The sequence below is a fragment of the Mesorhizobium sp. M7A.F.Ca.US.011.01.1.1 genome (assembly GCF_003998295.1).
Taxonomy (GTDB): domain Bacteria; phylum Pseudomonadota; class Alphaproteobacteria; order Rhizobiales; family Rhizobiaceae; genus Mesorhizobium.
In genome coordinates this window covers 23,799-36,331 of record NZ_RZRT01000053.1, presented here as the reverse complement: position 1 = coordinate 36,331, position 12,533 = coordinate 23,799, and the positions used below count along the sequence as shown (strand labels likewise).

The window sequence follows — 12,533 nt, the reverse complement described above, 5'->3', positions numbered from 1 at the left end:
TCTTGGCTTCCTCAACCGTGATGACGCCTTCGTTGCCGACCTTCTGCATCGCTTCGGCGATCATCTTGCCGACCGAAGCATCGCCGTTGCCGGCGATGGTGCCGACCTGGGCAACCTCTTCGGAGGTCTTGATCTTCTTGGCGTTCTTGATCAGGGTCGCAACGACGTCGGTTACCGCGAGGTCGATGCCGCGCTTCAGGTCCATCGGGTTCATGCCGGCGGCAACGGCCTTGTGGCCTTCCTGGACGATCGACTGCGCCAGAACGGTCGCGGTCGTGGTGCCGTCGCCAGCGATGTCGTTGGTCTTCGAAGCAACTTCGCGGACCATCTGCGCGCCCATGTTTTCGAACTTGTCCTCAAGCTCGATTTCCTTGGCGACGGTGACGCCGTCCTTGGTGATGCGCGGGGCGCCGAACGACTTGTCGATGACCACGTTGCGGCCCTTGGGGCCGAGCGTGACCTTCACCGCGTCAGCGAGGATGTTGACACCGCGCAGCATGCGCTCGCGGGCATCGCGGGAGAATTTTACGTCTTTGGCAGCCATTTTTAGCTCCTGGCAGGGGCTTCAATCGAGCCCGGGAATTCAGTTGACGAAAGGGCCTGATATGAGCCGATGATGCCCATGATGTCGGATTCCTTCATGATCAGAAGGTCTTCGCCATTGAGCTTGACTTCCGTGCCCGACCACTTGCTGAACAGGATGCGGTCGCCGGCCTTGACGTCCAGCGGGACCAGCTTGCCAGCTTCGTCACGAGCGCCGAAGCCGACAGCGATGATCTCGCCTTCCTGCGGCTTTTCCTTTGCCGTGTCGGGGATGATGATCCCGCCAGCGGTCTTGGATTCGGATTCGACCCGGCGAACGACCACGCGGTCATGCAGCGGGCGGAACTTCGACTTTGCCATTTTCGGATTTTTCCCTGGTGCGCTGTTGAGGGGTTTTTGTTAGCACTCGCGATGGACGAGTGCTAACGCGATAGTGAGGTAGGCTGTAAGCGGGCACTCGTCAAGACGGACGAGGGCAGGCGAGGAGCTCTGGCCCCCTCCCCGGTGGAACCCAACGCATACGCGGCATCCGCGTTGATGGCTGCGAGCCCCACATTTCCATTGAATTCGGCGTCATGACGCCAACTTGCTCGCGCCGCTTCCAAGTCGTCAGTCGTGCTGCCGTCAGCACGAACATAGGGCTGCGCTTCACTTCCCGTCGAAGCCGCGGCAAGCAGCGTCGCCGTCAGCACGCTCCTTTGCAGATGCTTGCCAAAGGTGGACAGTGAGCGCACCTGCGCCGGGCTGTTGGTGCGAACGTAAGACGTCATTGACAACTCCTTTTTGCAAGTCGAGCCCCTTCTCCACCTTCGGCCGCCGTCGACGCGAAGAAGTCCGCATCGCGTTGAAGACGAGCTGCGAAAAAGAGAAAGATGTGTTTGATGGCTGCGGCCCCAACGGTGCCTTCAGATTTGAGATCACTTCCGCCGCGAGCGGCTGAAGCTCCTCGCAACGTCAAATCGAATCTGCTGCCAAGCCTCCAGGAAAGGAGAGCATTGCTCATCTCGCGCTTGTGCATGCAGTCAACCTTCGATCCGTGTTGCCACATCAAGAGCAAATGCCGTGCCAAAGCTCACTGGGAAGTGAACGCATGGCTCTCCCTGAAAACCTCACAAATCCAGCATGGTCAATTGTGCGGAACCCGACATGCGTCTTCTGCCACTGTCAGCTTTCGGACAGGCATGACGCGTTTCGCGCCGACCACCGGTCGATCGGTTTTGGGGCCGGTCTGTTCGCCTCATAAGAGCGCGTTACATTGCGTAGCGGTTTCCCGAGCGCCGCCACATGACACTGGACCTGCAGGTAGCACCGGCTTCTCATCCAGCCTTACTTTGGCCCCCTCGCGTATCAAATTCCCGCTGGCGAGCCCTGCTTTCATAGATCGCACCATGCCGGATGTCTGCTCTGGCGCCCGACCCGCTGGCACGATCTCGATCCGGCATAAGGGCGCAGCATCTTTGCAGGCCGTTTCATCCCGGCGTCCTGCTTGGCTGACAGACCGCACTTGGCGAGCGGTCTCCATGCTCTCTCCAAGGACCATCCCTGCGGCTGGCTTGTCGACCTATGGGCGGGTCCGGCCGCCCGAAACCCTCGCGCCATCAGCTTTTTTCCCCGCCGCCTGCGGCGGCTTCCTCGCGCCGCTTCGCTCACAAAAAAGCTGCCCGCTCGGGTCCTTCACTGTCGCTGCGGCCCTGTCGGATTCAGGCGGTCCTGACGCGCCCATTACGGTGCGCCATCGCAGGGGATGGTCCCCGGCGAAACCACAAAAGGAGACTTCGAAATGACCGCGATCGGTTACGTCAACAAGCAGGAAAACGGCGCCTACAAGGGCCAGTTCAAGACGCTCAGCGTCCGCGCCGACATCGATATCGTCCCCAACCAGGCCAAGAGCGCCGATAACCATCCCGACTTCCGGGTGCTTACGCAAGGGGTCGAAGTCGGCGCTGGCTGGATCCGCACCGGCGAGACTTCCGGCAAGGATTATGTGAGCCTGTCGATTGCAGCGCCGGAGTTCGGACCGCGCAAGCTCTACGCCAATCTCGGCCGAGCCGCCGGCCAGGACGATCACGACACCTACGCCATCATCTGGAACCCGGCCGACTGACCGGCCGAGATAAGAGCCTCGCGCCGCAGCCCCGGCGCGGGGCTCATTCCCAGGAGTTCCACCCAAACCCCGTCCGCCCTAAAGGGCGGCGAAAACTCTCCCCCGACTCTTCGCCCGTCCCCGAGACGATCTCCCTCGCCCATCCTCGCCCTCGCTTGTCCGAAGCGAAACGAGGATCATCATGGACGACGAAAACGAACGCGCGGCCCGCGCGAAAAAGGGCAGCCCGTTTCTCAGCACAGCCCAAGCCGCCTTCTATATCGGGCTCTCCCAGCGCACGCTCGAAAAGATGCGGCTCAAGGGCGGCGGCCCGAAATTCCGCAAGCACGGCCGCTATGTCCGCTATCACATCGACGAACTCGACCATTGGTCGAAAGGACACCCGCAGCACTCCATCGCCGGCGATGGCAAGGCCGGTTCCGGCCAGGGCGGCACGGGAGGCCGTTCATGAGGCGGCGCCCTTCCATCCATCTGATCGGCAGCCGCCTGAGGCGTGTTCGAGCCCGTAAGACGGTCGCCTTGGCCGCGGCCGGTCTCGGTCTTTTGGGCTTCACGGCGCTGGGAAAGCCCGCCCCTTGGCTGGTCTGGAACGCCTCGGCCAGCGCGCCGATCGGCCTTTACCGCATCGCTGCGGGAGCGCTGGCGCGTGGCGATCTCGTGCTCGTGCGCCCGCCTGAATACGCGGCGTATCTCGCCGCCGAGCGCAGCTATCTGCCTCGCAATGTGCCGCTGGCAAAACGTCTTGCAGCGCTGCCGGACGATAATGTCTGCGCCTTCAATGACGCCATCATCATCGGCGGCGACATCGTCGCGCGCCGGCTCAAAATCGACGCCGAAGGCCGACCTTTGCCATGGTGGAACGGCTGCCGAGCGCTCGGGGATAACGAGGTTTTCCTGCTCGGCAGCGACAAAAACCGCTCCTTCGACAGCCGCTATTTCGGGCCTGTTCCCACTCAAAATGTCATCGGGAGGCTCGTACCACTATGGACCGAGTGACCCTCCTCTTGTTGGGCATGATCGCCATTGCGCCATGCGCCTGTTCCGCCTCGACCGGCGCTGAGCCGGTCGCCATCTCCCAAAGTCCGCAGCTGCGAAAGTGGCAGACGTTGGTATCGGAAGCAAGCCGGCGCTTCCATATTCCCCAAGCCTGGATCTATGCCGTCATGGCTGCCGAAAGCGGCGGCAAGACAATGCGCGGCGGCCGCCCCATCACCTCCCCCGCTGGCGCCATGGGCCTCATGCAGGTGATGCCCGGCACCTATGAAGAGATGCGGGTCGAACACGGCCTTGGGCCTAACCCCCACGATCCGCGCGACAATATCCTGGCCGGCACGGCCTATCTCAGTGCCATGTATGACCGCTTCGGATTTCCTGGCCTGTTTGGCGCCTACAATGCCGGTCCCGAGCGCTACGACGAGCATTTGAAGCGTGGCAAACCGCTGCCAGAAGAGACCGTCGAGTACCTCGACCAACTCAAGGCGGCCGGAGTTTCGGCGGCCGACATCGAGGCGTTCGAAAGCCAATCTGTCGCTCCAAAGGCGCAAATCGCTCCTCTCGGACGGTCGCTGTTCTTCATTCATGACGGTGTTCACTCAGGCGTGCGAAACGGCGATCTCTTCGTGCCGCTCGGCAAGGACGGCGCGCAGCCGAAGGAGCCGGTGCGTTAGCCATGGCGGACGGGGGCGCGTCTGGCGGGGCTGGGCGCGGAAGGCAAGATAAAGGTACCGCCTCCAGGAGGCGGTTAAATCTTTGTCTGCACATCGTTTTTCCGGGAGGCTGCCGCCGGTGCCAAGAGGGTTTGACGTGTAAGTGTCTGATTTTGCTTGATATGTCTGGGAGGCTCGCATTAAGGATGACGAGTTCAGGCCGAAGCTCGGCAAAATCGGGTCGCGCGGCTCGAAGGCCGGCAAACGCTATGCCGGCCAGGTTCGTGCGGCGATCAACCGGGCTGGCGGCCGGCCGCAACGCGGTGGTCGCTTCACAGGAAGCCGGACAGGGCGCGGCGGGGCGGCCGCCGCACTGCTGAAATCGCGCGACCGGTATGCCGCCTTCCGCCAGCGCCGGGTGATCGTCAAGGCGCGGGTCGTCAAGCTCGCCGGCAAGGGCGCGGACGGGGCGCGTGCCCATCTACGCTATCTTCAGCGCGACGGGGTCACCCGCGAAGGTGAACCTGGCGAGCTCTACGGCGCCGACAGCGGCCGCGTCGACGGCAAGGCGTTCATCGATCGCGCGGACGGCGACCGCCATCAGTTCCGCTTCATCGTCGCTGCCGAAGACGGCATCGAGTACGACGACCTCAAGGCGCTGACGCGGCGGCTCATGGCGCAGATGCAGGAAGACCTCGGCACGAAGCTCGACTGGGTCGCGGTCGATCATTTCAACACCGGCCACCCGCACAGCCACATCATCGTCCGTGGCAGGGACGACCGTGGCGAGAACCTGGTCATCGCGCGCGAATATATCTCATCTGGCATCCGCGAGCGGGCGGCCGAGCTGGTCAGCCTCGATCTCGGTCCGCGAACCGACCGCGAGATTGAGCTTCGCCTGCGCCGGGAAATGGAGCAGGAACGCTTCACCAGCATCGACCGTCGGCTGCTCAGCATGCGTGATGATGACGGCCTGGTCTCGCCGGGCGGTCCCGACGCCATTCGCCAGACGCTGCACCAGGGACGGCTGCGCAAGCTCGAGCGGATGGGTCTGGCCGCGGAGGTCGGCGCTGGCTCCTGGCGCCTCGACGATGAGCTCGAAGCCACGCTGCGCCGCACCGGCGAACGCGGCGACATCATCAAGACCATGCACCGCGAACTGACCGGCAAGGGGCTTGCCCGCAGGGCCGCCGACTGGGTGATCCACGATCGATCCGGCGAGCCCGTCCAGTCTCTCGTCGGTCGCGTTGTCGCGCGTGGACTGGCCGACGAGATCAATGACCGCCATTACATGATCGTCGACGCCGTCGACGGTAAGAGCCATTGGATCAACATCGGTAGAGGCGAGGCGATGGAAACGATGCCTAATGGCTGCATCGTGCGTGTCGCGCCAAGGAACACCGAGCCGAGGCAGGTCGATCGTACCATCGCCGAAATCGCCGCCGCGCATGGCGGCCGTTACGACGTCGATATGCACCTGAAGCATGACCCATCCGCCACCGAGAGCTTTGCGCGAACGCATGTGCGGCGGCTGGAGGCGATCCGCCGCGCGACCGGCGGCGTTGAGCGAGAGCCGAACGGCACCTGGCTCATCGCGCCGGACCATCTCGATCGCGTCGCGAATTATGAGGGCCAGCGGGCCAGGGCCGAGCCTGTCGTTGCCGACAAGCTCTCCTCAATGGCGCTGGAGCGACAGGTCAGCTTCAACGGCGCCACCTGGCTCGACCGGGAGCTGGTTGCCGATAGACCCGAGCCTTTGCACGGATCCGGCTTCGGCCGCGACGTGAGAGAGGCGCAAGCTCGCCGGCGGCAGTGGCTGATCGCGCAAGGCCTCGCGCATAAAGAACAGGATGGGATCGTCTATCGAGCCAACATGCTTTCGATCCTGCGCCAGCGAGAACTGAACCGTGTTGCTGGCCAACTGTCGGAGGAACTTGGCCTGCCCTATGCCGAAGCGCGATTCGGAGGACGAGTAGAGGGTACGCTCCGCCGCTCCGTCGAGCTTGCCAGCGGAAAATATGCCGTCGTTGAAAAGTCGCGCGAGTTCACGCTGGTGCCATGGCGGCCGGTGCTTGAGCGCCATGTGGGCAAGGAGGTCTCCGGTGTCGTGAGTGGGGAGGGGATTTCATGGACCGTCGGCCGGCAAAGGAGCGGACCTGGTGTTTCGTGAGATGGTGTACAGCTTTTTAGCCAGCGGCGCGGGCAGCCATGCGAGCCCGCGTAGACCTTATGGCCGCACGCCCGCAATCGGTCGCATGGACCTGCCAGGCGGGGCGGCTTTGGAGCGTTCGGACCCGACACGCTGCGTGAGTGGCCAGACTTCGAGCGCTCGAAGATGCGGACTGTTGTCTGCTGGCCGGCGTTATTCCGGCTGGCCTATGACCGCGGCGCAACAGTTCACCGCTGAAGTTGCCACGGGCGAACATCGACAAGAGAAAAAACACCATTGCGCGTTACAAATCGCCGTTGAAAGCGTTTAGGTTGCATGCGCTTCGCCAAGTAAACGGATACCCCAGAAGAGAGCCATGACCACGGCCCGCCATATCGTGACGCTGCTTAAAAGCCACATTGCCGGCGACGAGGATCGTTTCCTCTCTATCGCGATGCAGCTTGCTGCGCATGAGGCACGTCAAGGCCATGGCAAGCTTGCTCAGGAGCTCAAGGATCTGGTCGACGCAGCCAAGAGCAGGGACGCCCGGATTGCCAAGAGCAGTCGGCCGGTTCCCCTTTTTCAGCCAAAGGGCGAACTCGCAGGCCTCCTGCATGTGCGCTATCCGGACCTGCGACTGACGGACATGATTTTGCCGGACAGTCTGCGCTCGCGCCTGCACCGCGTGCTGGGAGAGCAGCGCCAACAAGCAAGCTTGCGCGAGCACGGGCTTGTTCCCCGTCGCAAACTGCTTCTGGTCGGCCCGCCAGGATCAGGCAAGACGATGACCGCATCGGCATTGGCCGGGGAGCTTCATCTGCCCCTTTTCATGATCGTCCTCGATGGTTTGATCACCAAGTTCATGGGAGAGACTGCCGGAAAGCTGCGGCTTGTTTTTGATGCAATGCAGGCGACGCGGGGCGTCTACTTCTTTGACGAATTCGATGCCATCGGCGCGCGTCGAGGCGAACGCCAGGATGTTGGCGAGATTCGGCGCGTGCTGAATTCGTTTCTGCAGTTTCTCGAGCAAGACGACAGCCACAGCCTGATTATTGCGGCAACAAATCATCCCGAGCTGCTCGACAGAGCTTTGTTCCGCCGTTTCGACGATGTCATCGAATACGCCGTGCCCGATCGGCCGATTATCGAGGCGCTGCTTCGGGCTCGACTCGACCGCTTCGACACCAGAGGGCTTGCCTGGAACGAGGCGATCTCTCAGGCAGAGAGACTGTCGCAGGCCGAGATCACCCGCGCGGCCGACGACGCTGCAAAAACCATCATATTGCGGGGGGGGAAGCGGATCACCTCGGAAGCGCTCATCGACGCTCTGAAGGAACGCCGGCAGGCTTCGCTGTCTGAGTAGCGACAGCACAGATCATAATGGCAGACGATTTTCCGCGCGACCGCGCCCATATCCACCTTCGCAACAACGGCATTCGGGAAGCCTATCGGCGGCCCAACCAACTTATACATGCACCGCCGCTGCCGGCGCGTGATCGGGCGTCGCATGCTGCGGCCTTGACGCAATCCATCGAACAAGCGGTCGAAAGTGCACGCCAGCAGATTGCGGCGCGTGACCCCCAGCTGTCGGTCGGCACGCCTGGCTTTTACCTCGAGATCGATCTGCCCATGTCCGGACGGGCGGCCCTCGACCAGTTGGCCGATCGTCGCCAGCACATGGAGCTGGTCGCCGTCCATGAGCCAACTCAACCCGGTGCTCCCATCACAGCGTCGGTGTTCCTGCCGCAAAGCGCGCAAGCCTATTATTTGCGGAAAGTCGAGGCGTATCGAGACGTTGACACTGACCGCGGCAGACCGCGCAACGAGCCGCTCGTCTCCCGCATGGAGACAGTCAGGCTGGCGACTGCACGATCGTTGTTTACCGACCACGACGACCTCTTCCCCCAGGCCGCTGACGAGCAGGTGTGGTGGGAAGTCTGGCTGCGCGACGGTCGCCGCGAGAACTTCGAGCACATTGCCGAAGCCCTGAACATCACTTTGCGCACGCATGCGGTCAGGTTTCCGGAGCGGGTGGTCATGCTGGCACTCGCCAGCACGGCAATGCTCGACCGCATGATTGCGCACAGCGATGTCGTCGCCGAGCTGCGGCGCGCGAAGGATACGCCGTCCTTCTTCATGGGCCTTGGCGGCGCGGAGCAAAGGGACTGGAGCGACGAGCTTCTCGGGCGCGTCAGACCGCCTCAATCCGATATTGCGGTCTGCATTCTCGACAGCGGCGTACGTCGCACCCACCCGTTGATCGAACCCGCACTTGCCGTTGAAGACTGGCACACCGTCAAACCGGCATGGGGCAGCGACGACACACCTGCGTGGAGCGGCCACGGGACGCGAATGGCAGGTGTCGGCCTGTACGGTGATCTGGTCCCGCTCCTGGTCGGAGGCGATCCAGTTCCATTGCCCTTTCGGCTGGAGAGTGTCCGTATCCTTCCGCCAGAAGACGAGGCAAACGATCCAGAACTCTATGGCTCGATCACCGCGGAAGCGATCGCCCGCGCCGAGGTGCAGGCGCCGGAGCGCCGCCGCGCGATCGCAATGGCTGTGACAAGCGCCAGTCCGGCGCGTGGAAGGCCCACATCGTGGTCTGCCGCTATCGACCAACTCTGTTTCGAAGAGGAGCAGCGACGCTTGATCGTTCTCTCTGCCGGCAACATCGGCGATGACCTCATGCCGGCCGAGCATTTGACGCGCAACGATCTGGAAGCAGTCGATGATCCTTCTCAGGCCTGGAATGCGCTGACGGTCGGCGCTTTCACAGAAAAGGTCGATATCATTGACACCGACTTTGCGGGCTACGCTCCGATCGCGCCGGTCGGCGAGCTCTCGCCGCGCAGTCGCACTTCGGTCGTTTGGGACAGGCAGTGGCCGGTGAAGCCCGAGGTCGTCTTCGAAGGCGGCAATCTCGCCCATGACGGTGTGTTGCCTGGCGAGCCGATCGACGATCTGCAGATATTGACCACTTTCTATCGACCCGAACTGCGCCACTTCACCACCCTCGGAGATACGAGCGCGGCAACGGCCCATGCCGCACGGATGGCGGGACTAATTCTATCAGCGCGCCCCGAGCTGTGGCCTGAAACGGTTCGCGCCCTGATCGTCCACTCGGCCGAATGGACTCCGGCGATGCGCGCACGCATCGATGCGTGCAACGGAGCGAAGGGCGAGATCCAGGCGCTCGTGCGGCGCTATGGTTACGGCGTGCCAGATCTTGGGCGCGCGCTTCTGTCAACGGTGAACGACCTCACGCTTATCGTTGAAGATGAGCTTCAGCCTTTCCAGCGCGAGGGCGGCGCGGCTGCCAAAACGCGTGACATGAAGCTGCATCGCCTGCCTTGGCCGAAGGAGCAGCTCGCGGCGCTCGGCGCTGCCCAGGTCGAGCTCCGCGTCACGCTGTCCTATTTCATCGAACCCAACCCCGGTGAACGCGGATGGACCCGCCGGCATCGTTACGCGTCCCATGGTCTTCGGTTCAGAGTAAAGTCAGCGACCGAGACAGTCGACGAATTCCGAGCCCGCATCAATCAGGCCGCTCGGGACGAGGAGGAAGGGGCGCCTGCTGGAGGCGGAGAAGAGTGGCTGCTCGGCACCTTCCGCGATCGCGGCTCGTTGCACGCCGATTTCTGGTCGGGCAGCGCCGCCGATCTCGCCGAGCGTGATGCGATCGGCGTGTTCCCGGTCGGGGGCTGGTGGAAGGAGAAGCCTTACCTGGAACGCGTCGACGCTCTGGCTCGGTACGCCCTGATTGTGACGATGCGGGCGCCTGGGGTCGATGTTGACATCTTCACACCCGTCGAAGCAGCCCTGACTGTCGAGACGTCGGTCGAGACCTGATGCAGCACTGTCCAAATCGGCCAACAACGGAGGTTTGACCAGCCTCTGGTGCCATGGCGGCTGGTGCTGGATCATCACGTCGGCAACAGGGATCATGCGCGGAGGACGATAGGCCGGCAAAGGAGCGGGCCAAGCGTGTGATAATGGCGCCCATGGTCACGCCCACAAGCCGCGCCCCCTGCGTCTACGGAGAGGTGCGCGTCTGTTTAGGCGGCCGAGACATCGCTTACCTGATCAACGCGCTCGCCGTATTTGCGCCTGTAAGCGGCAATGAAATCGTCGTCGCTACAGATGCAGCGGCCGCTGGAGTCCTTGGCCTTCGGATCGTGCAAGTGAGAGCCAAGGGGGCGCAGAAGATTCACCCGAGTGCTCGTCGTCGGGCTCATGGGAAACCCCGCACTATGTTTGACCAAATCCGCGGCAAGCATAATCCCGGCAAGCACCGACTGAAAGGCCATCGGAACCACAGTTCGAACGCGGCGACTTCCTTCGCTAAGCTGGAACACCAGACCGCCGCAGATAGCCTGCTGATAAAAGGAGCGCAGGGGCTGGCCGACAAACGGGGCTAGCGGTTCAAACGGCACAGCCATCGCTGTAGCCACGCGAACTACAAAGTCGTTGGGAACTCCGGCATTGGTCTGCAGGAGCGTTTTCACCTGCTCGTGTGCTTCCGGTATTCCGAGTTCCTCGGCAATCAGCTGGTGCTCGTCCTTGGATTTTCCGGATGGCAGGTACATGCAACAAAGGCAAGCCTGGCCGTCATCGAAACCATGCCGGGAGATACCGAGATCGTGCTCCTGCGTCCAAGCGTTTGCGATCCATCGCGGCAGTGCACCTTGGACAGCCAGACGGTCGGCGGCGGTGTCAAGCGCCACACCCACTTGGTCGAAGACCCAATTGCCCCGGCGCGCAACATATTCTGCCCACGTCAGAGGGTGCGCCTCGACCTCAAGGGCAGTCGATCTAAGGGCGGTGGCTGCAAGAACCGCTTTGGACATACCAATCTCCGCCTGGCCAGCCAATGCGTAGCGCTGCAGGTTTGAGAGTTCGATCGCTTCGTGATCGATTACATGCAGACGACCTTTGAGATCGGGTTGTCTCGCTAGCGCCCAAAGCGAGCCATGGCCTATCGCACCGAGCCCAACGAGGTGGGTTTCGCCAAGGTCGACTGGGAAGTCGATCGGGCCAGGCTCTCCGGCTTTGGTCTTGTCGTAGCTGCATAGCGAGAGGTCGATGGTTTCGTCCAACTCGGCGCCGGTCAACTGGGCAGCGAAGATAGTTCGAAAGACGTTGGCGGCGCCGAAGCAACTGGCGGCGCCAGCTCCATAAGGCAGCAGACTTGGGCCAGAGCCCACCGGGTCCGTACGCGACAGCTTTGCCGCCCAACCGTCCGATCCCACGAAAAAGATCGGGCACCGGAGTGATGGGCGCGTTACCCCTGCAACGACGCAGACGGTGGCAGACTTGCCGGAACGCCGGATGCCGACTTTTGGATTGATCGACTTTGCCAAGCGCTCCAGCGCTTGGGCTTGAGAGCTCGCCGCGCTGTCCAGCGGGAGTATCGCCAGAACCGGGTAGAGCCTAGCGAGCAATCTCACCGCAAGATCTAGTGTCGCCTGGCCTTCGGCGCAGGAAGCGGCCTGATGGTCGAAGGCGACTGCCACGACCTGCTTTTCAAGAGCTGCTTTGAAGTCTCCCAGATGAAAATCGGCCAGGACCTGAGATGCCGCCGTGGCGGCGCGATCGATGAAGTTAGCGAATGCCATTGTTCAACTCGATATCATGATCATTCGCGACAGTGCCGCGGGAGGGAGCGCATTCCATTTGGCCTTTTCGTCAAGCCGATAGGCGGCGACCCGAGCAAAATCGAAAGGCTCGCGGGCGAAATTCGGCACTACCAGCGACAGACACCCAACCGTGGTAGCAACCGCATAAGCGTCGTCCGTCGTCGAATGGTAGGCGCGGCCCGGATGGCTGTGAATCTGGGCCAAGAGTTTCAGGCCGCTTTTGTAGAGCCAGACATTGAGCCGGTGCAGTTCTTCGGCCGCAACGATCACGCAAACGCCATCGTTTGTCCGAATGTGACGCTGCGCCGGGATAACCGTCTCTGTTACGGCAAAGTGCCGCTCTTGCTGAACGCCGACCCAGAGCGCCATCCCCTCATTGCCCTCGCGACCAACTGAGCGCAGATGCCCATGCGTGGTCGAGATGCAGCCGCGCGGGAGAGTCACGATCGTTACAT

Annotated in this window: 11 protein-coding genes and 1 pseudogene; 7 read left to right on the top strand and 5 right to left on the bottom strand. The window is 62.5% G+C overall.

Going from position 1 to position 12,533, the window contains the following annotated elements; translation table 11 throughout:
- The 3 genes and pseudogenes from EOA13_RS29955 to EOA13_RS29945 all read right to left on the bottom strand — a co-directional run.
- On the bottom strand, positions 1-544 hold a 544-nt coding region (locus tag EOA13_RS29955; protein ID WP_281040880.1), incomplete at its 3' end, for a TCP-1/cpn60 chaperonin family protein.
- A gap of 65 nt (positions 545-609) precedes the next feature.
- Positions 610-903: pseudogene (gene groES / locus EOA13_RS29950) on the bottom strand (co-chaperone GroES); the annotation flags it as partial.
- 62 nt (positions 904-965) lie between these two features.
- A complete protein-coding gene (locus EOA13_RS29945) occupies positions 966-1,313 on the bottom strand; it encodes a hypothetical protein (protein WP_063169239.1) in 348 nt (115 codons plus the stop codon).
- 1,010 nt (positions 1,314-2,323) lie between these two features.
- Here EOA13_RS29945 and EOA13_RS29940 point away from each other — a divergent pair.
- From EOA13_RS29940 to EOA13_RS29910, 7 genes are all read left to right on the top strand, one after another.
- Positions 2,324-2,647 (top strand): DUF736 domain-containing protein, encoded by a 324-nt coding sequence (locus tag EOA13_RS29940; protein WP_024505644.1) that lies wholly within the window; start codon positions 2,324-2,326, stop codon positions 2,645-2,647.
- Positions 2,648-2,828: 181 nt separating this feature from the next.
- Positions 2,829-3,098, top strand: coding sequence for a helix-turn-helix domain-containing protein (locus EOA13_RS29935; RefSeq protein WP_024505645.1), 270 nt, complete (start codon positions 2,829-2,831; stop codon positions 3,096-3,098).
- Positions 3,095-3,643 carry a S26 family signal peptidase gene (locus tag EOA13_RS29930; protein ID WP_024505646.1) on the top strand — a complete coding sequence of 183 codons (549 nt, stop codon included), beginning with the start codon at positions 3,095-3,097 and terminating at the stop codon, positions 3,641-3,643. The genes EOA13_RS29935 and EOA13_RS29930 overlap by 4 nt, the downstream gene beginning before the upstream one ends.
- Positions 3,631-4,314 carry a lytic transglycosylase domain-containing protein gene (locus EOA13_RS29925; protein ID WP_024505647.1) on the top strand — a complete coding sequence of 228 codons (684 nt, stop codon included), beginning with the start codon at positions 3,631-3,633 and terminating at the stop codon, positions 4,312-4,314. Before EOA13_RS29930 ends, EOA13_RS29925 begins: the two co-directional genes overlap by 13 nt.
- Before the next feature lie 178 nt (positions 4,315-4,492).
- Positions 4,493-6,463, top strand: coding sequence for a relaxase/mobilization nuclease RlxS (gene rlxS / locus EOA13_RS29920; protein WP_063169238.1), 1,971 nt, complete (start codon positions 4,493-4,495; stop codon positions 6,461-6,463).
- Between the two features lie 355 nt (positions 6,464-6,818).
- Complete coding sequence (locus tag EOA13_RS29915; RefSeq protein WP_024505649.1) at positions 6,819-7,805, top strand: ATP-binding protein; 987 nt, start codon at positions 6,819-6,821, stop codon at positions 7,803-7,805.
- 17 nt (positions 7,806-7,822) lie between these two features.
- A complete protein-coding gene (locus tag EOA13_RS29910) occupies positions 7,823-10,291 on the top strand; it encodes a S8 family peptidase (RefSeq protein WP_063169237.1) in 2,469 nt (822 codons plus the stop codon).
- 206 nt (positions 10,292-10,497) lie between these two features.
- On the opposite strand, the gene EOA13_RS29905 is transcribed toward EOA13_RS29910, so the two are convergent.
- Together EOA13_RS29905 and EOA13_RS29900 are read right to left on the bottom strand one after the other, a co-directional pair.
- Entirely contained in the window at positions 10,498-12,057 is a 1,560-nt protein-coding gene (locus EOA13_RS29905) for an E2 ligase fold family C protein (protein ID WP_024505651.1), read from the bottom strand.
- 3 nt (positions 12,058-12,060) lie between these two features.
- The gene (locus EOA13_RS29900; protein ID WP_236383243.1) at positions 12,061-12,447 is read right to left on the bottom strand and encodes a Mov34/MPN/PAD-1 family protein; all 387 of its coding nucleotides are present in this window, start codon (positions 12,445-12,447) and stop codon (positions 12,061-12,063) included.
- Between the last annotated feature and the right edge of the window lie 86 nt (positions 12,448-12,533).